This window comes from Leminorella grimontii (assembly GCF_039789245.1).
Lineage (GTDB): Bacteria > Pseudomonadota > Gammaproteobacteria > Enterobacterales > Enterobacteriaceae > Leminorella > Leminorella grimontii.
The window spans coordinates 1,970,484-1,993,693 of sequence record NZ_CP146357.1; the positions used below are offsets into that span (position 1 = coordinate 1,970,484).

General features: G+C 51.2%; 15 protein-coding genes, 1 tRNA gene and 1 pseudogene. 8 read left to right on the forward strand and 9 right to left on the reverse strand.

Features of this window, described 5'->3' with window-relative positions:
• Positions 1-17: 17 nt before the first annotated feature.
• Positions 18-1,286, reverse strand: a complete 1,269-nt coding sequence (locus tag V8L73_RS09345) for an O-acetylhomoserine aminocarboxypropyltransferase/cysteine synthase (protein ID WP_347254695.1) — start codon at positions 1,284-1,286, stop codon at positions 18-20.
• Between the two features lie 288 nt (positions 1,287-1,574).
• Here V8L73_RS09345 and tyrR point away from each other — a divergent pair, with 288 nt between their 5' ends.
• Entirely contained in the window at positions 1,575-3,134 is a 1,560-nt protein-coding gene (tyrR, locus tag V8L73_RS09350) for a transcriptional regulator TyrR (protein WP_027273220.1), read from the forward strand.
• A 71-nt stretch (positions 3,135-3,205) separates the two neighbouring features.
• On the opposite strand, the gene tpx is transcribed toward tyrR, so the two are convergent.
• Complete coding sequence (gene tpx, locus V8L73_RS09355) at positions 3,206-3,709, reverse strand: thiol peroxidase (protein ID WP_027273219.1); 504 nt, start codon at positions 3,707-3,709, stop codon at positions 3,206-3,208.
• A 385-nt stretch (positions 3,710-4,094) separates the two neighbouring features.
• Here tpx and V8L73_RS09360 point away from each other — a divergent pair.
• Positions 4,095-4,925 (forward strand): annotated as a pseudogene (locus V8L73_RS09360) (L,D-transpeptidase family protein); the annotation flags it as partial.
• A 399-nt stretch (positions 4,926-5,324) separates the two neighbouring features.
• On the opposite strand, the gene V8L73_RS09365 reads toward V8L73_RS09360, so the two are convergent.
• The 4 genes from V8L73_RS09365 to V8L73_RS09380 form a co-directional block, all read right to left on the reverse strand.
• Complete coding sequence (locus tag V8L73_RS09365) at positions 5,325-5,537, reverse strand: LPP leucine zipper domain-containing protein (protein ID WP_036023098.1); 213 nt, start codon at positions 5,535-5,537, stop codon at positions 5,325-5,327.
• Between the two features lie 339 nt (positions 5,538-5,876).
• Positions 5,877-7,289: a pyruvate kinase PykF gene (pykF, locus tag V8L73_RS09370; RefSeq protein WP_347254696.1), complete on the reverse strand. Its 1,413-nt coding sequence runs from the start codon at positions 7,287-7,289 to the stop codon at positions 5,877-5,879.
• 375 nt (positions 7,290-7,664) lie between these two features.
• Positions 7,665-8,135: a hypothetical protein gene (locus V8L73_RS09375; protein WP_027273217.1), complete on the reverse strand. Its 471-nt coding sequence runs from the start codon at positions 8,133-8,135 to the stop codon at positions 7,665-7,667.
• Entirely contained in the window at positions 8,132-8,905 is a 774-nt protein-coding gene (locus V8L73_RS09380) for a transcriptional regulator (protein ID WP_347254697.1), read from the reverse strand. The genes V8L73_RS09375 and V8L73_RS09380 overlap by 4 nt, the downstream gene beginning before the upstream one ends.
• Before the next feature lie 736 nt (positions 8,906-9,641).
• On the opposite strand from V8L73_RS09380, the gene V8L73_RS09385 reads away from it, so the two are divergent.
• The 5 genes from V8L73_RS09385 (at position 9,642) to V8L73_RS09405 (ending at position 19,270) form a co-directional block, all read left to right on the forward strand.
• On the forward strand, positions 9,642-10,031 hold the full coding sequence (locus tag V8L73_RS09385; RefSeq protein ID WP_036023096.1) for a winged helix-turn-helix domain-containing protein: 390 nt from the start codon (positions 9,642-9,644) through the stop codon (positions 10,029-10,031).
• Between the two features lie 133 nt (positions 10,032-10,164).
• Positions 10,165-10,929: a hypothetical protein gene (locus tag V8L73_RS09390; protein ID WP_347254698.1), complete on the forward strand. Its 765-nt coding sequence runs from the start codon at positions 10,165-10,167 to the stop codon at positions 10,927-10,929.
• 38 nt (positions 10,930-10,967) lie between these two features.
• Entirely contained in the window at positions 10,968-17,465 is a 6,498-nt protein-coding gene (locus V8L73_RS09395; RefSeq protein ID WP_347254699.1) for a YadA-like family protein, read from the forward strand.
• 82 nt (positions 17,466-17,547) lie between these two features.
• Positions 17,548-18,327 carry an OmpA family protein gene (locus tag V8L73_RS09400; protein ID WP_347254700.1) on the forward strand — a complete coding sequence of 260 codons (780 nt, stop codon included), beginning with the start codon at positions 17,548-17,550 and terminating at the stop codon, positions 18,325-18,327.
• A gap of 16 nt (positions 18,328-18,343) precedes the next feature.
• Complete coding sequence (locus tag V8L73_RS09405; RefSeq protein WP_347254701.1) at positions 18,344-19,270, forward strand: hypothetical protein; 927 nt, start codon at positions 18,344-18,346, stop codon at positions 19,268-19,270.
• A gap of 54 nt (positions 19,271-19,324) precedes the next feature.
• Here the strand turns inward: V8L73_RS09405 and prpF are convergent, their stop codons facing one another.
• The 3 genes from prpF to V8L73_RS09420 all read right to left on the reverse strand — a co-directional run bounded on the left by prpF (position 19,325) and on the right by V8L73_RS09420 (position 22,345).
• Positions 19,325-20,482 carry a 2-methylaconitate cis-trans isomerase PrpF gene (prpF, locus tag V8L73_RS09410; protein ID WP_347254702.1) on the reverse strand — a complete coding sequence of 386 codons (1,158 nt, stop codon included), beginning with the start codon at positions 20,480-20,482 and terminating at the stop codon, positions 19,325-19,327.
• A 234-nt stretch (positions 20,483-20,716) separates the two neighbouring features.
• Positions 20,717-20,793 (reverse strand) — tRNA-Val (locus V8L73_RS09415).
• 178 nt (positions 20,794-20,971) lie between these two features.
• Positions 20,972-22,345 (reverse strand): MATE family efflux transporter, encoded by a 1,374-nt coding sequence (locus tag V8L73_RS09420; RefSeq protein ID WP_027273209.1) that lies wholly within the window; start codon positions 22,343-22,345, stop codon positions 20,972-20,974.
• Positions 22,346-22,583: 238 nt separating this feature from the next.
• Between V8L73_RS09420 and V8L73_RS09425 the strand changes: the two genes are divergently transcribed.
• On the forward strand, positions 22,584-23,198 hold the full coding sequence (locus V8L73_RS09425) for a riboflavin synthase subunit alpha (RefSeq protein ID WP_347254703.1): 615 nt from the start codon (positions 22,584-22,586) through the stop codon (positions 23,196-23,198).
• Positions 23,199-23,210 lie beyond the last annotated feature (12 nt).

Here is a 23,210-nt window from a genome sequence, read left to right on the forward strand (position 1 = left end):
TACGCTTACGCCCGCCGTCAGGCGCTTAACGCCTGATTCAGATCCTCAAGAATATCTTCGATGGCCTCAATGCCGATAGACAGGCGTATCATCTCAGGCTTCACGCCCGCCTTGGCCTGTTCTTCTTCGGACATCTGGCGGTGGGTAGTGGAAGCAGGGTGGCAGGCCAAAGACTTGGCGTCGCCGATGTTGACCAGGCGCTTGAAAATCTTCAGCGCATCATAAAAACGAACCCCGGCCTCATATCCCCCCTTCAGGCCGAAGGAGAGGATCGCCGACGGCGTGCCGTTCATATACTTCTGCGCCAGCGCATAGTGGGGGTGATCGGGAAGGCCCGCGTAGCTGACCCAGCCAACCTTATCGTGGCTTTGCAGGTATTCGGCCACTTTACGCGCGTTCTCGACGTGGCGTTCCATTCTCAGCGACAGCGTCTCTAGTCCTTGAAGCAACAGAAAAGCGTTCATCGGAGAGAGCGCCGCGCCGCAGTTGCGCAGCGGTACGGTGCGCGCGCGGGCAATAAAAGCCGCGGGGCCAAAGGCGTCGGTATAGACCACACCGTGGTAAGCGGCTTCCGGCGTGCTGAACATGGGAAAACGTTCTTTATGTTCAGCCCAGGGGAATTTTCCCGAATCGATAATTACGCCGCCGAGCGAGTTGCCGTGACCGCCGACGTATTTGGTGATTGAGTGAACGACGATGTCCGCGCCGAACTGAATTGGCTTGCACAGGACCGGCGAAGCGACGGTGTTGTCGACGATAAGCGGTACGCCTTTGGCGTGAGCGACGTTGGCCAATCCCTCTATATCAACAACGTTGCCCGCGGGATTGCCGATGCTTTCGCAGTATACCGCCTTGGTGTTTTCATCGATAAGTTCAGCGATGGCCTGCGGCGAGTCGTCGCGGGCAAACTTCACGTTGACGCCGAATCCGGGCAGCATGTGGGCAAATAGCGTATAGGTGCCGCCATAAAGCTGGGGCGTGCTGACGATGTTGTCCCCAGCGCTGGCCAGCGTTTGTATGGCATAGGTGATAGCGGCGCTGCCGGCGGATACCACCAGCCCGGCGATTCCGCCTTCAAGGGCCGCCAGGCGTTTTTCTAGAATATCGTTGGTCGGGTTCATGATGCGGGTATAGATATTTCCGGGAACCGCCAAATTAAAGAGATCCGCGCCGTGCTGGGCATTGTCGAACTCATAGGCGACCGTTTGATAAACAGGAACGGCGACGGATTTTGTTACCGGGTCACATTGGAATCCGTGGTGTAGGGCTAGCGTTGCGTCTTTCATGCTGTGTCTCGATAAGGTTATTTATTATGGAAACGTTAATTAATCACTGTTTTCGCAGAAAGGGAACTAAAAAATTCATTTCTCCAATGTAATAGAAAGAGCCCTTAGCAGTAGAACATTGTCTTAGAATTCATGAGATAAGTAATTTTGAGATGGCTAGTTTCATTTTGTCGGCGTTTTAGTGTTAGATCTGTCAACTTTTTGTGACACTTATCTTCATTTGGCGGGCGTCTGCGGGTATGATAGCGCCTCACCCGATTACAGCGTCCACGGTACAAGGCTTTTATCATGCGTCTTGAAGTCCTTTGCGAAGACAGACTGGGGTTAACCCGGGAACTCCTCGATCTGCTGGTTGAACGTCATCTCGACCTTCGCGGCATTGAGCTTGACCTCAGCGGTAAGATTTATCTGAACTTTTCCTCTATAGATTTTGACGTATTTAGCGCGCTGATGGTCAGCATCCGGCGTATTAAAGGCGTTATCGACGTACGGACCGTGTCCTACATGCCTTCGGAGCAGCGCCTGCGCGCGTTGAAAGCGCTGTTTGAATCGCTGCCGGAACCCGTTATGTCTATCGACCTGAAAGGGCGCATTGATTTAGTTAACTCTGCGGCGCTAGCGCTGTTTGGCGTGACGGAAGATAAAATCGTGGCGCAGCCCGCCTCTGTTCTGGTTAACGGCTATCCTTTCCTTCGCCATTTGGAAGGCGAGAGCATTACGCCTCACTCTGAGCGGGTTATTGTTCGCGGGCAGGATTACCTGATGGACATTATGCCGATATACCAAAGCGATGAAGGAAGCGCCGAAAAAACGGTGACCGGCGCCGTCGTGGTGCTGAAGTCGGCGGTTAAAATCGGACGACAGCTGCAAAATAAAAACGTGGCGGACAATCAGGCCTTCAGCCACATCGTTTCCGTCAGTGGTAAAATGAAGACTCTGATTGAGCAGGCTAACCGCCTGGCGATGCTGGACGCGCCGCTGCTGATCGTCGGTGATACCGGTACGGGAAAAGACGTTCTGGCACAGGCTTGCCACATGAGGAGCGCGCGTCGCGACAAGCCCTTTCTGGCGCTGAGCTGCGCCTCGCTGCCTGACGACGTGGTTGAAAGCGAACTGTATGGGCATGCGGGAAGCGCCCAGCAGGAAGCCAAAAAGGGATTTTTTGAGCAGGCGAATGGCGGAACGGTGCTGTTGGATAACATCAGCGAGATGTCGCCTAAAATGCAAAGCAAGCTGCTGCGCTTTCTGAACGACGGCACTTTCCGCCGGGTTGGTGAAGATAAAGAGGTGCACGTCGACGTGCGCGTTATCTGCGCGACGCAAAAGAGTCTGTTTAACTTGGTTAGCCAGGGCGTATTCCGCGAAGACCTGTACTACCGCCTAAACGTGCTCACGCTGACGCTGCCGCCGCTTCGCGAGCGCGTACCCGATATTATGCCATTGGCCGAGCAGTTTATTACGCTGTTTGCTGACCAGTTAGGTATCACGAAGCCGCGTCTGTCGCCGGATATTACGCCGCTGTTGACCCAGTACGGCTGGCCCGGCAACGTAAGGCAGTTAAAAAACGTGCTTTATCGTGCGGTAACGCAGATGGAAGGCAGCGAGCTACAGGCGAAAGATATCGTTCTGCCCGAAGTGACGGCCGAGATGATGCTCAACAACGACATTATGGACGGTTCGCTGGACGAAATATGCAAGCGGTTTGAGTGTGCGGTGCTGACGCAGCTCTACGGCAGTTATCCTAGCACCCGTAAGCTGGCCAAGAGGCTGGGCGTATCGCATACGGCAATAGCCAATAAGCTTCGGGAGTATGGGCTGAGCCAGCAGGCGAAGGCGGAAAGCGAATAGCGTCGAGGCTGAATAAAGCTAAATAAAGAAGGGAGAGCCAGCCGGTTCTCCCTTTGCTTTTTATGATGCCGTTATTTTAACGCGGCCAGCGCTGCGTCATAGTCTGGCTCAGTGGAAATTTCTTTGACCAGCTCGCTGTAGAGCACGCGGTCATTTTCATCCAGCACGACTACCGCACGGGCGGTTAAGCCTTTAAGCGGGCCGTCGAGCACCTCAACGCCATAGTCCTGCTTAAAATCGGGGCTGCGAAAAGCGGAGAGAGTAACGACGTTGCTAAGGCCTTCCGCGCCGCAAAAGCGGGATTGAGCAAAGGGCAGGTCGGCGGAGATACACAATACAACGGTGTTATTCGCTTCACCTGCGCGCTTGTTGAAGGTTCTTACCGAAGTAGCGCATACGCCGGTATCAATACTGGGGAAAATGTTCAGAATTTTACGCTTTCCTTTATAAGCGCTGAGGCTGACGTCGGAAAGATCGTTGGCCGTGAGTGTGAATGATTTTACTGAAGCGCCGGCTTTTGGAAGCTGACCGCCAACGGATACGGGATTACCTTTCATAGTAACGGTTTGTGCCATGACGTTCTCCATAATAATTTACTTTGAATTAACATTTAATTATCTTAGTCCATCTCAGCGGCTTTGAATACATCATTATTGTTATCACAGAGATAGAGTCTTTTATAGCAAATAATTGACGAGCTGTTTTTACTTATAAATCATGGGTATGATAAGAAATCTTACCATTTCTCAAGGCGTTCTTGTGCGCTTGAACTAGGTGAAGGCTCTGTTTTGCGACATAATAGTAATCTCCGGCGGTTATTTACTAAGCCCGTGTTTGAGAACCAGCCAAAGAGACCGATTAATAGCAGAAGGTTAGGAATTAAGCATGAACCGTGTTTTTGCAGTATGTAAAGCCATTGTGGCCTTAGTGTTGATAGGACAGGCGGCCTTCGCCCAGGCAATGGAATATCAGTTGCCACCAAGCAACAGCCGTTTAATCGGCGAGAATAGGGTGCTGATTGTTCCGAACGACGGGCGTTCTCTGGAGCGCATCGCGGCGGATTATCAAATTGGCCTGATTGCCATGCTGGAAGCCAACCCTAACGTTGACCCGCTGTTGCCTAAACCAGGCTCAGAGCTGATCCTCCCGCTTCAGATGATCCTGCCGGATGCGCCTCGTGAAGGCATCGTTATTAACCTGTCTGAACTTCGCCTGTATTACTACCCTAAAGGCAGCAATACCGTTATCGTTTATCCGATCGGCATTGGCCAACTGGGGCGTGAAACGCCGGTTATGACCACGGCGATTACGGAGAAAAGAGCGAATCCAACCTGGACGCCAACGGCTAATATCCGTAAGCACTATGCGGCTCAGGGAATTACGCTGCCGGCCGTGGTGCCCGGTGGTCCGGATAACCCGATGGGGCTGTTTGCGCTGCGTTTGGCCGCTGCCGGCGGTACCTATCTGATCCACGGCACTAACGCCGATTTCGGTATCGGCATGCGCGTTAGCTCTGGCTGTATTCGCCTGCGTCCGAACGACATTGAAGCGCTGTTTAACACCGTACCTGTCGGCACGCGCGTTCAAATCGTTAACGAGCCGGTGAAGGCTACCGTAGAGCCTGACGGCAAAAGGTATATCGAGGTTCACCAGCCGCTGTCTCGCACCGAGCAGGACGATGCGCAAACCATGCCTATCGAATTGCACGGAGCCGTTGCAGAGTTTATGAACGATGCCGGTACTGACTCTGCGAAAATGAGCGCAGAAATTACTCGTCGTTCTGGTTTGCCGCTGCAGGTAAACCGCTAATTATCGTAAGTTGTTCAGAAAAAGCGCGGTCGTTCACTATGAGCTACCGCGCTTTTTATTTTTTACGCATAGAACGCTGTTTAAGGCGTTGCAAATTAAAAGGTGCTGTAGATGTAAGTTCTATCTAAAAATGCACCTATCGCGTTTTTAAGCGCTCTGGCATTGAAGAATGGAACCGAAGGTGTTTATGTACGCGACCTGAGTTCAACTATTTAGCGTTGGCAATAACGTGTTGGCCTCATGGCCTATTTTGATTTTTGAACTCAATGAGAAAATAAAAGAAGAAATACGCTCAGTTATGCATGAAAACGGGGAGAGTATAGGGCAGAGGGTAAAAAAAATGGCGCACTGAAGTGCGCCATTTTCCTTACAAAGAAGTTATTACTTCTTGTAACCGCGAGTCATGTTGTCTAAACGCTGGTTAGCACGAGCTGCTTCATCTTTAGCAACTTGTACATCAGAACGTAAAGCAGCAACATCGCTGATCAGTTGAGTCAGCTTGCTGTTAGTAGCAGTGTCAGTGCTTTTTGCACAGCCAGCTAACAGAGTAGCACCTAAAATTACTGCACCCAGTACCACTTTAGTACGGTTCATATTTACACCCTCAATTTGAGTTAACTTTTTGCATGTAGCCCTATAAGTATTACACAAACTTTTTTGGAATGAGAATAAATTTTTAACTTACTGCAAAGTATTTAGCTCGATTGGTTAAAGAATGAGCAAAATATTTTCCACCGTGAAAAAAGGGCTTACTCAGTGTTAACAAAAGCCTAGGGAAAAGCGGCGTGGGCGCAGCCATTGAGCTGAATCGTATAAAGGTTTACCCACGTCTCAAATGTGAAAATGGCGCGCTTTGAAAAATACCCTAAGAAATTTTATCAATACATAAAAAAAGCGCCGCAGTGCGGCGCTTGAAAGTGCTTCTGGAAAAAATTACAGGATATGAACCGATGTGGTGTTGGTGGTTCCACTTGGAACCAGCGCGCCAGAAACCATTACGATCACGTCGCCTTTCTTAGCCAGGCCGCTGGCCAGAGCGGCTTCTTTACCAATGCGGTAGAAGTCGTCGGTAGAGGTGATTTCAGTGACGATCTGAGTCGTTACGCCTTTGCTCAGCAGCAGCTGGCGGGCGGTCGTTTCGTTAGTGGTCAGAGCCAGAATCGGCGCGGTCGGGAAGTACTTGCGCACGGCCTTGGCAGATTTACCGCCTTCGGTGGCTACTACGATAACCGTTGCGTCCAACTTTTCAGAGGTTTCAACGGCGCCGCGACAAACGGCTTCGGTAATACGCAGCTTGCCGGTCGTCGTCAGGGCGTCTACGCGGCAAGGCATTACGCGGTCGGTGCGATCGCAAATGGTCGCCATGATGGTAACGGCTTCCAGCGGGTACTTGCCCTTGGCGCTTTCGCCTGAAAGCATAACGGCGTCGGTGCCGTCCAGGATCGCGTTCGCTACGTCGCCGGCTTCAGCGCGAGTAGGGCGCGGGTTCTTGATCATGGAGTCCAGCATCTGGGTCGCGGTGATAACCACTTTACGCGCCTTGACGCACTTCTCGATCATCATCTTTTGCGCGAAGATAACTTCTTCAACCGGGATCTCAACGCCCAGGTCGCCGCGGGCAACCATGATGCCGTCGGAAGCTTCCAGGATTTCATCAAAGTTGTTCAGGCCTTCCTGGTTTTCGATTTTGGAAATGATCTGAATGTGTTCGCCGCCGTGCGCCTTAAGGTGCGCACGAATGTCTAACACGTCGGAACGCTTGCGAATAAAAGAAGCGGCAACGAAGTCAACGTTTTGCTCACAGCCGAAAACCAGATCCTTCTTGTCCTTTTCGGACAGGGCAGGAAGTTGAATAGACACGTTAGGCAGGTTGACGCCTTTGTTCTCGCCCAGATCGCCGTTGTTCAGTACTTTACAAACCACTTCGCCTTTTTTGATTTCGATAACTTCCATACCGATCAGGCCGTCGTCGACCAGAACGGTATTACCGACCTTAAGGTCTTCGGCAAAGCCGCTGTAGGTGACCGCCACGCGATCTTTGTTGCCTACGACGCTGAGGTCGGTGGTAAAGGTGAAAGTCTGACCTGCAACCAGAGAGACGTCGTTTCCGCCTTCCAGCTTAACGGTACGGATTTCCGGACCTTTGGTATCTAGCAGGATAGCGGCCTTCAGGCCGGTTTTTTCTTGTACTGCGCGGATGTTTTTGATGCGCTGGCCGTGTTCTTCGTAATCGCCATGAGAGAAGTTTAAGCGCATGACGTTCATTCCTGCTTTCAGGAGTTTACCCAGCACTTCTTCTGATTCGGTTTTCGGGCCAATGGTACATACAATTTTAGTTTTCTTCATGATGACACTTTTACCAATACGTTGTGAGAGAAGATGATGATGAAAGCCGGCACTCTCGGCTGGAATTCTATTAGTATTGCGAAACATTGCCCATCTCGCCAGAAATTCGCGACAGGCCGCGACTATCAGGGCGAAAAGGCATGACTCCGATACTTTGCTGAAACCTTTCACCTAACGAATTTGCCTATTATAAAGGGGAATGTGTCAGGAAGAAAATGGATAAATGTCGAAATAATCAGGAAAATGGCAAATGAATTTAGTGGGAATCTCCAAAAGTCCCGATAAACAGCGGTCTGGCGGGAAGTTCGCGCGAAGGGAGAAATGGCGGCTTTGAGTGCGGGATTTATATTGTGGCAAGTGAATAATAGCTCTATTTTAATCTTTCGACTTACAGTAGAAGATCGGCGTGTCGTCGTGAGTAAACATAAAGCTATTGCGGTTTATTTTCAGAATTTTTAGCGCAATGCCCCGATCGCGATACAAGAAAAAGTCGGGAATATCCAACAGCGGTTTAAGGGTTTCAGAAAGCGCATTGTTGCTATCCGATAACATGACGGTTTCATCGCCTTCGCGCCAGTATTTGAAATAAATCGTGTTGCTGAACGATTGGTCAGGTACCCCCGTCTGCGTGACGGTGGCATTAGAATCATAGCGGCCATTGCCATCGGTAAAGTTAAATTTTATTGATGACGCCATTTTAGTTTTATGTCCGATGGGAATGACAACAACCTCTCCTTGACAGGAAAAATCACTGACGGAGGATGTTTTCATAAATGTTAGCCCTGCTGCACCGATTGACATGAGGATTGCCACGCCCCAGAGTGCGAATACGCCTTTTTTATTCATTGGTTATCTCCAAGTTGGAGCCATGTGCTGCATTTAGCGTCCGGTGAACTTATATCATTGCTGCATTTTATAGCTGATTTTACTTGAAGTTGATGATTAAGCGTCAACCATATGCTGTCGCCCTTATAGCAGGTCAAGCCGGTTAAACGGGTGAGGGCAGAAAGAAAGGTATGGTTGATGCCGAGGTTTTGATTGGTTGAATAAATTTTGCACCCTTCAAACTCATCAATATAGCTATATTCGTTGAAGAAACGTTCGGTCTGATTGTTCTTCATCATAAACGAGTAAACAATCAGAAAGAGAGACAGTACGATCGTGGTTACTGGAATTAACCAGACCGCTTTTTTTCGCCACGGTATGAATTGAGAAGCTTTTTTTACTTCCATGTCGCTACTTCTTACCGTCGGTGGCGCCAAGACTCTATCTTTATCAGGTTCGACGTCTGGTAATGGTGCTTGTCGCTCGATAAGTGCCTCGATCTTCTCTTCATATTGAATAAGGGTGCTCTTTCCAACGAATTTCAGCCCTTGTCGAGGAATTGTTTTAATCACTTCTTCTTTAATTCCTATCGACTTAAGCGCCTTACGAAGCACGGCAATATTTTGATAGAGCGTATTGGCGTTAACGTACAGACCGTTTTTCTCCCAGACTTCGGCAAAAAGAAATTTTTGACTTAGTGTGTCACCCGCATTTTGTAAAAGCAGAAGGAAACACTGGCTGGCGGTAGCATAAAGCGTGATCCGAGCTAGGGGATCGTCCGTAGGCCACATAGTGCACGTTTCCGGAGCAAAGATTACCTTCTTTTCGATCTCATAATGGACTTTCATAACAGGGTTACCGAATGGCCTATAAAATCAATTTGTTGCATGAATGATCATCAATCAACGGTGAACCAAACAAATTTCTTAAGAAATCTAAAGCCAATCTATTCAAATGGATAGCGTTAGACGGCGTGTTTTTCTTAAGTGCGACGCTATGTATTGCTATTTTTATTTTATTACAACAGGTTAGTCTACTCTTTAGATTACTTCAAATTACTTTTGTCCACTATTTTCCCTTTTCTACTTACTATCTTTCAACGCCAGCATGAGGCAAGAAAACATACTGTTCTCACAACTGTGCTTGATAAACGCATTTACGTTTACGGTACAAAGGATAGGAAGAATTTTTTCAAAAAAATTTACGTAATTTTCTTTATGAAACATGAGGATGATTAAATATATTGTTATTTAATTTTTAAGTGAAAATGAATTTTGCTGTTTTATGTTGAGTTTATAAAACTAACGCTTTGTTGTATCAAATATCATTTTTTTGGTACGCATTAGTTTTTATGCCTTTTCCGATGCTCTTTAATGGGTTTTAAATCTAAAAAAACGGTGTGAATTGATTTCAAGAACATGTTTTCCAATGCGTTGAATGTAATGTGAACACTCATATAATCACGCAAAATTGGAAAAGGGTTTTTGAATGTATTTATAACCTGAGTAATTATTTGGATGTAGGTTTATGCATTATCAATTGTATGGGTATCTTATTGGTAAAGATTTTCATTTAGATATAGAAAATAAATGCCTTTATAGATTGACAACCAGCGGTTCAGAAAAAAACTTGCTCTTCGGTGCGTTATTTTTTAACGACACGATGATGAACCTTTTTCTTTATCTCTTAAACCACGCACGTTTCCATGGTGTAAGTAAAGAAGTGCTTTTAAAAGAAATATGGGAGGACAACGACCTAAGTCCTTCCACGCAAAGGCTATGGCAAGTGTTCACTCATTTAAATAAAAAAATTAATTCTATAGGTATGCCAGAGGGATTCATTCAGTACTCAAAGGGGCGTGGTTATCATATTAAATATAGTGATATTACACCGCTTTATTATAAGGCTGGCGAATAAATCTTATAAAGATTAACTGATGATGATTTTCATTTTGTTATTTTGGAAAATGTGATTTCCATCGTGTCACAATTAACAAAATAGCTTGGAAGTCATTGCGTTGTTTTATTTTTGCAAGTTCAGGTACTTTCAAATGCATGACGTAGTAGATTTTTCTTCTTGTCGAAAAGTTTTTTTAGCAAAAAAGCTTTTCTCATATGTGATGTTTGCAGGATTTTTTGTAATACATGGGCATACCGCTATAGCGGAGCAAGAGCGCGCCGAGCCTACCATTTCAAAAGAGATGGGATCAACGCACCAACAGCTGTTTTTGGACGCCATCAACGACGATCTATCCGGTCGCAATAAGGAGGCTAGAAGCATTTACGATCGCCTAAAGATTAGTGAAATGGCCACCGTGTCAGCGGTTCCGTCAGCTATCAACTATGCGGCGCTTGGTCAATATGATGACGCAATGAAGGCGTTTCGCATGCTGAGTTCGTCCGCTAATGCACGGGAAAGAGACTACGCAAGACTATGGCAACTGTGGCTAACGGCGAAACAGTGGAAAGGCACCCGGGCTGAATTAACGCATAACCTGAAAAAGCAAGCTGTCAATTATAAGTGGCAATTACCTTATCAACAGGAAATTGCTCAACTTTATATCGGTAAAGGTTCTGAAGATTCCGTATTTCAGTCTATTGAAAATTGGAATGTAGAAGAAGCAGTAAAAAAAGACGCGCTTACAGAAGCAACTTTCTTCGTAGGTGGTTATTTACAACACGTTAAACAGGATATCGACAGGACCAGAGCACTGTTTAACGCCAACCAAAGCAAGCTTAATAGCGTTTCGCTTGAACGACCGTTTATTGATCGGGAATGCATCGCGTTAAACAAGCTTACCCATCAAAGTAAATAAGGATATTGCCGTTTCATTAGAAACAGCGGGAGTTAGATATGAATAAGATTTATCGGCTGGTTTGGAATCCCAGTTTAAGAATATGGACTGCGGTAAGTGAATTTGCTAAAGCAAAAGGTAAAGGCAAAAGCGGCAGCCTTCAGCTGTCGTCTTATGCCGCAGGGATTATCGGCGCCGCCGTTTTGGTAATGATTCCGATTGAAGATGCGCGAGCCTGGGTTGCGGGTACTGGCGTCAGCAGTGCAACGCTGGATAGCAACGTCGCAAGTAACACCTCAGTTAACGGCGGAAAAGCAACTGCGGCTACGGGTAACGCGACCGCCATTGGGCCAACGGCGACGGCCAGCGAGCAATATACTATTGCAATCGGCGCTAACGCGTTGGCTAATCAACAGGATGCCGTTGCCATTGGTAAAGGCGCTCAGGCTACCGGTGTCGATTCAGTCGCGACGGGAACTAACGCTATCGCTTCCGGCTTGGCGGCTTCCGCTTATGGCAACGGTGCGCAAGCCGCCGGAGAAGCCTCGTTGGCAATGGGGCAAAATGCCATGGCGACGAGCAATAACTCCGTCGCGATGGGCCTTAACGCACAAAGTACGTCTGGTAGCGGCGTCGCTATCGGCCAGTCCTCGAAAGCATTAGTCGATCCTGCCGACGCTGCCTCTACGGGGGCTATCGCCATTGGCTGGGGCGCATTTTCTAATGCTCAAGACGCCATGGCGTTGGGTGCCTCTGCTAAGGCAACCAAAAAACAGGCTTTCGCTATGGGCAGCGGCGCAGCGGCATCGGGAGATGCGGCAACCGCCATCGGCGCGCTAACGAATGCCTCAGGGTCAGGTTCTGTTGCTATGGGTAACCTTGCATCAGTAACGTCAAGAACCGGCATCGCCATTGGCCAACAGGCTCAGGCGTTAAGCGACCCCGCGAATCCGGCGTCAACCGGCGCATTGGCACTCGGCTTTAAGGCTCTGGCTTCAGCACAAGACGCGCTGGCAATGGGTTCCAGCGCTTCTGCGACCAAAACGCAGGCCTTTGCCATGGGGACGTTGGCGACAGCGAACGGTACCGCCTCGACGGCTATCGGCACGATGTCGACAGCATCGGGCGCTGGATCTATTTCTGTTGGCGTAAGTTCTCTGTCAACAGGAAGCGATAGCGTTGCTATGGGATCCAGTGCGAAAGCACAAAACTTCAATGGTATTGCTATCGGCAGTCAGGCAACCGTAAATAATAGTAATGGCAACAATATTGCTATCGGCGCCAAATCATCCACAACGGGCTATCAGTCTTTGGCGTTGGGTAATAACTCCTCTGTCACCAGTGATAACGCTGTTGCGGTAGGTTCATTTAGCACTGCTAGCGGTAGTTCAGCCACTGCAATGGGTGATACTGCTAACGCCAAGGGGAATTATGCGGTTGCGGTCGGTCGGGCAACTAAAGCTACGGCTGAAAGCGCGGTGTCTGTTGGCGCCGGAGCGGAAAGTGGTTATTACGGAACCGCGTTAGGTGCTGTGGCAAAGGCGAATGCCGATAATGCGACTGCGGTGGGTAATATGGCCCAAGCTAACTATACGGGCGCTTCCGCACTGGGTTATGGTGCGAAATCGCAGGCCTCATATTCAACGGCGATTGGTTCTTACAGTACTGCTTCTGCACAGGGGGCGCTTGCGCTGGGCGGCAACTGGGGATTGGCATCCAGCGCTACCGCCCTTAATGCGGTGGCGTTGGGAGCAGGCTCTGTCGCATCAACGTCTGCGGGTGCTGTCGGTTACGATCCGTTAACCAAAACGGCCAGCCTCGATACTGGTTCAGCTTGGAAGAGCACACTAGGCGCGGTCAGCGTCGGCGACGTTGCGAATAACTACACTCGCCAAATTACCAGTGTTGCCGCAGGTACACTGGATACTGACGCCGTTAACGTGGCGCAGTTAAAAAGCGGGTTAGATGCCGCCTCCACGCATTATTACAGCGTTAACGATTTCGGCAATATCGGCGTTAACTATGACAACGACGGCGCAACGGGCATGAACTCGCTGGCTGCAGGGGTTGGCGCGCTATCGCTTGGACAGGCGTCTTTGGCCGTAGGGCACAACGTCAAAGCCATTGGCGAATCCAGTATTGCTACCGGCTACGGCGCAAGTTCACAGGGAATCAACAGCATTGCGTTAGGCGTTGACGCCAGCACGAGCAACCCGACCAGTACCGGCGCGGTTGCGATTGGCTGGGAATCGTTGGCGGCGGATACTGATGCGACAGCCATAGGTTCCGGAGCGAAGGCTCAAAAAGCCGGAAGCACGGCAATTGGTCCGTTTGCAAGCGCAGAAGGCGACAGCAGCATTGCGCTGGGCGATCGCGCTACGGCAATGAATGGAAGCGGTATTTCCATCGGTACGCGCAGTAAATCTATCGGCTCTCGTTCAATGGCGCTGGGTGAATTTGCCGAGGCGACTTATGACAATGACGTAGCATTGGGCGCCGGTTCCATAACGGGTCTGACTTCCGGTACTCCTGGCGTGACCATTAATGGCAATAACTACGCCTTCGCTGGCGCCAATCCGACCAGTCAGGTGAGCGTCGGTTCGGCGGGCAGTGAACGTCTAGTTACCAACGTGGCGGCGGGCCATATCAGCATTGACAGCACCGATGCTATCAACGGCTCACAGCTGTTTGCCACTAATTCAGCTATTGAAGCTCTGGATGCGGGCGTCGTTCATTACAATACTAACGTTGACGGCACGGTGAACTACAACAGCATCACCTTGGGTGGAAACACCTACGACAACAGCACCCACACGGGCGGCACCACCATCACTAACGTGGCCTATGGCGTGGACGGCAGCGATGCGGTCAACGTCGATCAGCTTAACGAAGTGGTTGACGGCGCGAAGACCCACTACTACAGCGTCAATGACAATGGCGCTGTCGGCGGCAACTATGACAACGACGGCGCAACGGGGCTTAATTCTCTGGCGGCGGGCGTGAACGCTACATCATCAGGTCAGGATGGCGTGGCGATAGGCCTGTCCGCAAATGCCGCAGGCGCTGAGTCGACGGCGATTGGCGCAAACAGTATCGCCAGCGGCGAAAAAACCATGGCGCTGGGCCAGGACAGTAATGCTACCGGCTATATCGCTACTGCGATCGGTCAGTCAAGCAGGGCTACAGGTGACTACTCACTGGCTCTGGGGGCGAACAGTCAGGCTAACAATGTTGCGTCCGTAGCTATCGGTCAGGCAAGCACTGCCTCATCCGATTTCACTACCGCGATTGGTGCCAACAGCCAAGCGACGCAGTTTGCTTCTACCGCAGTCGGCCAGAATGCTCAGGCGCTGGACCAGTTTTCTGCTGCCTTTGGCTCTGGCGCCATTGCATCAGGGTTAGGAAGCTCAACCTTTGGCGCGAACTCTTCTGCGTCAGGTGAACGTGCGACGGCGATTGGCGCAAATGCTGCGGCTATAGGAACAAACAGTCTGGCGCTGGGACAAGGCGCCCAAGCTTTGGATGACGGTTCTGTAGCCTTGGGGTCCGGCGCTAAAACGCTGGCCGCGGTAGCTACCGCCAGCACGATGATTAACGGCGAGCTGTTCAATTTTGCAGGCATCGCTCCCGTTGCGACGGTCAGCGTTGGTGACGTAAATGCTGAACGAACCATCACTAACGTTGCCGCGGGGCGTATCTCATCCAGCAGTACTGACGCCGTGAATGGCTCACAGCTGTTTGCAACTAATTCAGCCATTGAGTCACTGGATGCCGGCGTCGTTCATTACGATACCAATGTTGATGGCTCGGTGAATTACAACAGTATCACCTTGGGTGGAAACACCTACGACAACAGCACCCACACGGGCGGCACCACCATCACCAACGTGGCGGACGGCGTAGCGCCGAGCGATGCGGTTAACTTTTCTCAGCTGACGGAGACCAACAACAACGTCACCAACATTACTGAGACGGTAAACAACTTCGCCGGCGATCAGAGCGAGAGCTATACCGAAATCAACGGTCGCGGCATTCGCTACGTTCGTACCAACGATACCGGCCTGCCGGAGTCGGACGCTTTCGCCCACGGTCAGGGCAGTACGGCGGTGGGCTACGATGCGCGCGCAACCGGGCAGAACAGCCTGGCGCTGGGTCGCGACGCGCAGTCGCTCAATGACGGTGACGTGGCGCTCGGCTCCGGTTCCGTAACGGGGACCACCACCGGTACGACGGGCGTGACGCTACAGGGCGTGGATTATTACTTTGCAGGCGCAACCCCGACCAGTCAGGTGAGCGTAGGCTCTCTGGGCAATGAGCGTCTGGTTACCAACGTAGCGGCAGGACGTTTGAGCGCTGACAGTACCGACGCGATTAACGGTTCACAACTTTATGCTACCAATCAGGCTATTAATGGTCTGGATCAGGGAGCGGTGAAGTATGACGTTAATCCTGATGGAACTATCAACTACAACAGCGTTACGCTGGGTGGTGATACATACAACAGCACCACTAAAACAGGCGGTACCCGCATCAAAAACGTGGCTCGAGGCGTGGATGATAGCGACGCGGTAAACATGTCTCAGCTGAACGAGACCAATGAAAACGTTACCAATATTATTGATACCGTTAACAACTTCGCGGGCGATCAGACGACGGAATACACCGAGATCAACGGTCGCGGCATTCGCTATGTGCGTACTAACGACACAGGGTTGGCGCTCTCTGACGCTTCGGCACAGGGGCAAGGCAGCACTGCCGTAGGGTACAACGCTTTGGCTACCGGTGACAGTGCGATTGCATTGGGCCGTGAAGCTCAGGCGCTAAATGCTAACGACGTGGCGCTAGGTTCCGGTTCCGTAACGGAAGCGGCCGTAGGAACCGCGGGCGTGACCATCAACGGTAAATACTATCGCTTTGCCGGTATCGATCCGCTGAGTACGGTCTCTGTAGGAAGCCGTGGTAACGAACGGACCATCATCAACGTAGCCGCGGGTCGTATTACAGAAGACAGCACGGATGCGATTAACGGTTCCCAGCTGTATGCCACTAATCAGGCTATCGATAATCTGGATAAGGGTTCCGTGAAGTATGACACCAACGTTGATGGCTCGGTGAACTACAACAGCATTACGCTAGGCGGCGACACCTATAACAGCATCACGAAGACCGGCGGCACCCGTATCACTAACGTGGCTTACGGCGTCGATCCAAGCGATGCGGTTAACGTACAGCAGCTCACTGATGCAACGACCAACATTTACGAGAACGGCATCAAGTACTTCCATGCGAATTCGGATAAAGCGGATTCCGTTTCCATCGGCGTAGATTCCATTGCGGTAGGGCCTAACGCCAGATCCACCGGAAACGGCTCAATCGCCATGGGTGACGATGCGGCCTCCATCGGCGCAAGCAGCGTAGCTGTGGGTCAGGGCGCTCAAACTCTTGGTGATAACAGCGTGGCAATGGGGGCTGGCGCCGTTGCTAACAATGCCGGTGACGTCGCTCTTGGGGCTGGTTCGGTTACTTCAGCGGCCGTTGCGACGACAGAGGTCACGATCAGAGGCGATAAGTACACATTTGCAGGTACTGCGCCAACCAGTACGGTAAGCGTCGGCAGTGAGGGCGATGAGCGCACGATCACCAACGTTGCCGCGGGCCGCATTTCTGCCGACAGTACGGATGCCATCAACGGTTCCCAGCTCTATGCCACCAATCAGGCGCTTGAGAATATTAATGTCAATATCAACGAAGTGGATAAAGGCAGCGTTAAGTACGACATCAACGTTGACGGCTCAGTGAACTACAACAAGGTGACCATGGGAGGAGATACCTACGATAACTCAACCCATATCGGCGGTACGACCATCACCAACGTGGCGAACGGCGTTGATCCAAGCGATGCGGTGAACAAGTACCAGCTGGATCTGGTCGATCAGCGCGTGACCAATATCTCTAACGGTACGGACGGCATGTTCCAGGTGAATAACACCAGCGAACTGCCAAAGCCTACGCCAACGGGGAGAGACGCAGTGGCTGGCGGCGCCGGTGCGACGGCATCAGGGGACAACAGCGTGGCGATTGGTACGAAATCGAAAGCCACCCATACCAACTCGGTATCGCTGGGTAATAACTCGGTCACCGATCGTGATAACAGCGTCTCTGTAGGGTTCGCCGGCGGGGAACGTCAGATAACCAACGTTGCGGCCGGTACGCAAAACACCGACGCAGTAAACGTGGGCCAGCTGAAACAGGGGATGAGCAACTCTTATCAGTACACTAACAACAAGTTCAACGATCTGAAAAACATGATGAACGACCAGAAAGACAAGCTGAGCGCCGGCGTTGCCGGGGCAATGGCGATGGCGGGGCTGCCACAGCCTTATCAGCCAGGTGCAAGCATGGTCGGCCTTGCGGGCGGTACTTATCAAGGTGAGTCTGCCGTTGCGCTGGGTATATCAACCATCTCCGATAACGGTAAATGGGTCACTAAGCTATCGGGCTCGACTAACAGCCAGGGCGACCTTGGCGCCACCGTTGGCATAGGTTACCAGTGGTAATCCTCTGTTAATCAACCTTAACTCCCCGGCCTGTAGACGGGCCGGGGGATCCGTTTCCCCATTATTGAATGAGAAAGTCATTATGAAATATGTAAATATTCCCCTGGTGCTGGTCGTGGGCTGTATGGTGTTGTTATCCGCCTGCACCCGCTCCATCAGCGATGTAAATTCAGAAGGTAAAACCGAGAATCCGGTATTTCCAGAACCTAATAGCGCCGTGAGAGCAGAGGGCAGCTTTGTAAATCAGGATAACCTGAAGCAGATGCGTCCGGGCCTATCTAAAGCGCAGGTCTACGAGTTAATCGGTACGCCGCACTTTAAGGAAGGCGTATTTCGGGTGAAAGAATGGGACTATATTTTCCATTTTACCCAGCCGGATAATTCAGTACTCACCTGTCAATATAAAGTGATATTTGATTCAAACATGACTGCGCAGAGCTTCTACTTCAAACCGGAGGACTGCCTGGCGCGTCTAAGAATGCCCGTAAAGACGGTATATAAGGAACTGAGCGCGGAGAGCCTGTTTGCTTTCGGTAGTGCGTCCTTAAGCCCGCAGGGCGTTGAGCAGGTCAATCGCCTGGCTGAAGATCTCAAAGGCGAAGTGCAGAAGGGAAAGCGGGTGACCGTAACCGGCTATACCGATCGTATCGGTCAACCGGTGAAAAATCAGCAGCTCTCTTTAGCGCGCGCGGAGTCGGTCAAAAGCCTTTTGATAGCTCGCGGTATCTCCGCATCGCAAATCGAAACGCGCGGTCTGGGTGATGTTATGCCAAAGGTCACGTGTCCGGGGCAAAAATCCCCCGCGGTGATCGCATGCCTGGCGCCCAATCGCCGTATGACTATTGATGTTGCTAATCATTAACGTTGGTCGTGTAAAAATGCGTTTAACATCTGTAATCAAGACCGCCGTCGGCGGTCTTTTTCTCCTTTCGGCCAGCCAGGCAATAGCCAGCGCCGACGATCTTGCCGTGAAATATGTCAGCATACCGACGTGGAATATTATTACCGACACGCTAAATGAGATGACGCCAAAGCTTGAAGGAAAACGCGATGATTTTCTGATGAAGCAGGTTTGCGATCTGGCGCGCGGCGATGTCACGCAGCAGCAGGTTAACGTCGAGTTAAGCAAGCGGGGCATCAATGCCAGAAAAATCCCCACGTCCGGCAGCCCGTGGTCCTTGCTGGTGAACGGCAACCTTAAACAGCAGCAGGCGGTATGCACCGCTTATCTGGCGTCTTCCATGTTTCAGCCGGTGAACACGCGCATCTACCTTGAAAACGCGCCGAAGCCTGCGGTAAAGGAGAAGAAAGAAGAGAAAGAGCCGTCCGGTTGGACTTTCTGGAAGTCAGACAATAAGGAAAATGCGGGCAAAAATGCGGTATCGCAAAACGAACAGGTCTTCAATTTACCCCGATTTAATAAGGATATGCATGCCAGAATGGCCGTTGCGCAGTCTACCGCGCAGCTGTATGCGGTGATTGCGGCGAATATAAGCGACTCTACGCCGCTGACGTGGCCTGAATATCAACAGCGCGTTATCGCCATTGTTAACAATTATGGCGCGGAATATTTGCGATCGATTGATATGTTCTACGCTTCGGGGTTAGACAAACCGATTTTGGCGCGAAGCATTGAAGATAATGGTTACACTATTGAAGATAATGAAGGGAATCGGCTCATCCAGTCTGATGCCAACCCACAGCTGATATCGCACGGCGTAACCTGGTTTGGCAATGGCCGAATCCTTGGTAACGACTACTTCGTCAATATGACGGTAATTGGTTCTTCCAGAAAGGACAATTAGCGCGAAAGAAGGGCGGAAGCGTTGTCACTTCCGCCAACGTCTGACCGTGTTGAACTATACCACGTCGTTCGGTACAAACACTTCTCCAACCATTATTCGACGCGCCGTTCTGCTCATCGTCGCCTTAACGATTCGCCACTGGCTGCCGCTGTTTTCCGCCTTAACGCCAACTTGAACGCGCCCGGCTGGGTGGCCCATCGTTAGCTGCTGCCCGCGAGGCTCAGAGAGCAGCTGCTGAACCAGCGTACCGGGGATTGCCGCCGCCGCTGCGATGCCGATAGCGCCGGTGCCGGTCATGGCGTGGTGCAATTTGCCCATGGAAAAAATGCGGGCGTTCACATCCAGCGTTTCGGCCTCAACGCGCACGCCGCCGGTAGAGAGGTAGCCGGTCGGCTTTGCCAGATAAATCAGCTTTGGCGTATGAAGTCGATTGCGGCTGGCGTCTTCCAGATCCTTCGCCAGCCCCATCCGTACCGCCGCCGTGGCGCGGATAAGTTCAGCCTGCGCCAGCAGGCTCTGATTTCCGTTTATCTCCACGGGAAGCTCGGTACCGGACAGCCCAAGCGTTGAGGCGTGAATAAAGACGGCGGGGTTAGCCGCATTCATCATGGTCACGCTTACAGGGCCGATGCCGGGTACATCAATGCTGTCTATGACGTTTCCCGTAGGGAAGACCGGCTGATTGCTATCGCTGGCGCCGCAGGGATCTAAATAATCAATGACGATCTCGGCGCCCGGAAAGGGGATGCCGTCCAGCTGAAAATCGCCTTCCTCCTGCGGTATTCCATCTCGCATGGGAAAATGTGAAATAATTCTGGCGTGAATATTCGCCTGCCAAATGCGCACTTCCGCCATTCCGTTCTCAGGCGCATGCACCAGCCCTTGGCTGACGGCAAATGGCCCAACCGCAGCGGTCAGGTTGCCGCAGTTTCCCGACCAGTCGACAGTAGGCTGGTTGATGGCGACTTGGCCAAACAGATAATCGACGTCGCTATCTGCGCGCTGCGATCGAGAAATGATAACTACTTTACTGGTGCTGGAGGTTGCGCCGCCCATGCCGTCAATCTGAGTAGCGAAGGGGTCAGGGCTTCCCATTGCTCGAAGCAGCAGTCGGTCTCGCGCTACGGGATCCTCGGGTAACCATTCTTTCAGAAAAAAGAGCCCCTTACTGGTGCCGCCGCGCATGTAAACGCCTTTGAGTGTCGTTGCCACTTGTCCTCCAACTGCCGAGTAATGCGATCGATAAGTGGCGTCAGAATAGCATTCTTCTTCCCTCTGGCTCAAAGGCGGAATGTGGTTATAGCACGAACGTATTTATGGGAAACGGGCAGGGCAGTAGGTTTCAATCTCAATGAAAAAATTCACAAAATAGAGGAGGTGTCAAAATACTAAGAGAGGATTAAACGGGAATGAAGACTGAAGGCGCCAGATTTATAAGTTAAAATCTGGTGCGTCCGAGTGGACTCGAACCACCGACCCCCACCATGTCAAGGTGGTGCTCTAACCAACTGAGCTACGGACGCATAACTGATTTCTTAACAACTGCATCAGCAGTGCGGACGAATATTAACGGTGAACGCATTCACTGGCAAGGGAAAAAAACGATTTTCTTGCAATAACGCGTTCAATTGATGAGTTACTGCGCAGTCCGTCGTTTTTTTATTCAAATAGCCCTTCTGCCAGCGGCGTTCACCTCGCAGGTTATCGCTGTACGCGCCCTAAAATGGTTTCGGTCGGCTGTTTTTGCAGCCACCGCATGCGCGACATCATCATGATAGCCGACGCGGTTAAACCAATAATGAATCCCGTCCAGAACCCCGCAGGCCCCATGCGTGGCACGATGGCGTCCGTCAGGGCCAACGTATAGCCGACGGGCAGACCGATAATCCAGTAGGCGGTAAAGGTGATAAAGAAAATAGAGCGCGTGTCTTTATAACCCCGCAGCACGCCGCTGCCGATAACCTGAACGGCGTCAGAACACTGATAAATTGCGGCCAATAGCATAAGCTGAGTCGCCATCGCCACTACGGCCGGCGTATCGTTATATAAAAGCGCAATCGGATGGCGAAAGATGACGGTCAACAGTGCCGTGATCGCAGAGATAATCAAGCCCATTATCAGGCCCGTATAGGCAGCAACTCTGGCGTCATCAACCTTTTTTTGTCCCAGGCTGAAGCCGATGCGAATAGAGGTCGCTACGCCTAAAGACAGCGGAAAAACGAATACCAGGCTGCTGAAGTTCAGCGCAATCTGATGGCCTGCGACGGGGACGACGCCCAGCGGCGAAACCAGAAGGGCGACGACGGCAAACAGCGTCACTTCAAAAAACAGCGCCAGCGCAACGGGCAAGCCGAGGCCAATCAGGCGCTTTAGCGTCGACCATTGGGGGAGCTCAAATCCGCGTTGGGCGTTAATGTCCTTTTGTGAACGCGCGGTGTGAACGTACAGGCGAAGCCCAATAAACATGACCCAGTAAACCGATGCGGTAGCCACCGCGCAGCCCACGCCGCCCAGCTCGGGCATGCCGAACTTGCCGTGTATCATGACGTAGTTAATGGGAATATTGACCATCAGGCCGATAAAACCGATTATCATGCTCGGCTTGGTTTTAGACAGTCCGTCGCACTGGCTGCGAAAAACCTGAAACAGCAGATAGGCGGGAGCGCCCCACATGATAACGCGCAGGAACCTGACGGTTATACTGGCAAGCTCGGGGTCGACGTTATGCATGCTCTCGATAATATAGTGGCTGTTGTACAGCACCGTCATGACGAGCAGAGAGACGAACAGGGCCAGCCAAACGGACTGCCGAACCTGATGGGCGATTTTGCCCCGTCTTCCGCTGCCGTTAAGCTGAGCGACGATGGGGGTCAGCGCCATTAGAAGCCCTTGCCCAAAAAGAATAGCCGGCATCCAGATTGACGTCGCGACCGCAACGGCAGCCATATCGGTTGCGCTGTAGTCGCCCGCCATAATAGTGTCAACAACGCCCATAGCCGTTTGGGAGAACTGCGCCGCGATAACGGGGAGAGCCAATACCAACAGGCTACGCGCTTCTTTAATGTAGTTCTGCACGTATATACCTTATCTGTTTTATAAAGTGAGACTGTTTTAAAACGCGAGAGTCATAACGCGATGGCGCCAATCTCCAAAAGCGCCAAAATGCGTGGGGGGATGATTCTACCTGTCAAACGCAGGTAAAGCCAATATGGGATTGAAATGAAAACTGCATTTGGTTTTTCACACATTTTGAGTCAAACTTCCCGCAGGCAATGTTAAGTCCAGTTTACTCTTTTTGTTCCGAGGCCCGCTTATGTTTACCGGTATTGTTCAGGGGACAGCGCCCGTTGTCGCCATTGAAGAAAAGTCCAATTTTCGCGTTCACAAAGTTAAATTTCCCAAAGCGCTGCTGCCTGGGCTTGAGCTTGGCGCTTCGGTTGCGCATAACGGCTGTTGTTTGACGATAACGGCGATAGAAAAGGACGTTATCAGCTTCGATCTGATGAAAGAAACGCTGCGCGTAACCAATTTAGGAAATCTGAAGGTCGGCGACAGCGTCAACCTGGAGCGGGCCGCGCGCTTCGGTGATGAAATCGGCGGGCATCTGATGTCCGGCCATGTCATCTGTCAGGCTGAGATTGTGAAGATCCTGACGTCGGAGAACAACCGTCAAATCTGGTTTAAGATGCCCGATGCGCTGATGAAGTACGTTCTGTATAAAGGATTTATCGGCATTGACGGCATTAGCCTGACGATAGGCGAAGTGTCAAAAGGGCGCTTTTGCGTGCACCTTATCCCGGAGACGCTGGAACGAACTACGCTTGGAGCGAAAAGGCTGGGAGATTCTGTCAATATAGAAATAGACCCGCAAACGCAGGCGATTGTCGACACCGTCGAACGCGTACTGGAAAGTCGCGCAGAGAAGTAAAGCAATCGGGCG

Coding starts and splice junctions, on each gene's coding strand:
- V8L73_RS09400 (WP_347254700.1), top strand. CDS start 17,548: ATGAAATATGTAAATATTCCCCTGGTGCTGGTCGTGGGCTGTATGGTG.
- pykF (WP_347254696.1), bottom strand. CDS start 7,289: ATGAAGAAAACTAAAATTGTATGTACCATTGGCCCGAAAACCGAATCA.
- V8L73_RS09405 (WP_347254701.1), top strand. CDS start 18,344: ATGCGTTTAACATCTGTAATCAAGACCGCCGTCGGCGGTCTTTTTCTC.
- V8L73_RS09395 (WP_347254699.1), top strand. CDS start 10,968: ATGAATAAGATTTATCGGCTGGTTTGGAATCCCAGTTTAAGAATATGG.
- V8L73_RS09385 (WP_036023096.1), top strand. CDS start 9,642: ATGCATTATCAATTGTATGGGTATCTTATTGGTAAAGATTTTCATTTA.
- tyrR (WP_027273220.1), top strand. CDS start 1,575: ATGCGTCTTGAAGTCCTTTGCGAAGACAGACTGGGGTTAACCCGGGAA.
- tpx (WP_027273219.1), bottom strand. CDS start 3,709: ATGGCACAAACCGTTACTATGAAAGGTAATCCCGTATCCGTTGGCGGT.
- V8L73_RS09380 (WP_347254697.1), bottom strand. CDS start 8,905: ATGTGGCCTACGGACGATCCCCTAGCTCGGATCACGCTTTATGCTACC.
- V8L73_RS09345 (WP_347254695.1), bottom strand. CDS start 1,286: ATGAAAGACGCAACGCTAGCCCTACACCACGGATTCCAATGTGACCCG.
- V8L73_RS09425 (WP_347254703.1), top strand. CDS start 22,584: ATGTTTACCGGTATTGTTCAGGGGACAGCGCCCGTTGTCGCCATTGAA.
- V8L73_RS09365 (WP_036023098.1), bottom strand. CDS start 5,537: ATGAACCGTACTAAAGTGGTACTGGGTGCAGTAATTTTAGGTGCTACT.
- V8L73_RS09375 (WP_027273217.1), bottom strand. CDS start 8,135: ATGAATAAAAAAGGCGTATTCGCACTCTGGGGCGTGGCAATCCTCATG.
- V8L73_RS09390 (WP_347254698.1), top strand. CDS start 10,165: ATGCATGACGTAGTAGATTTTTCTTCTTGTCGAAAAGTTTTTTTAGCA.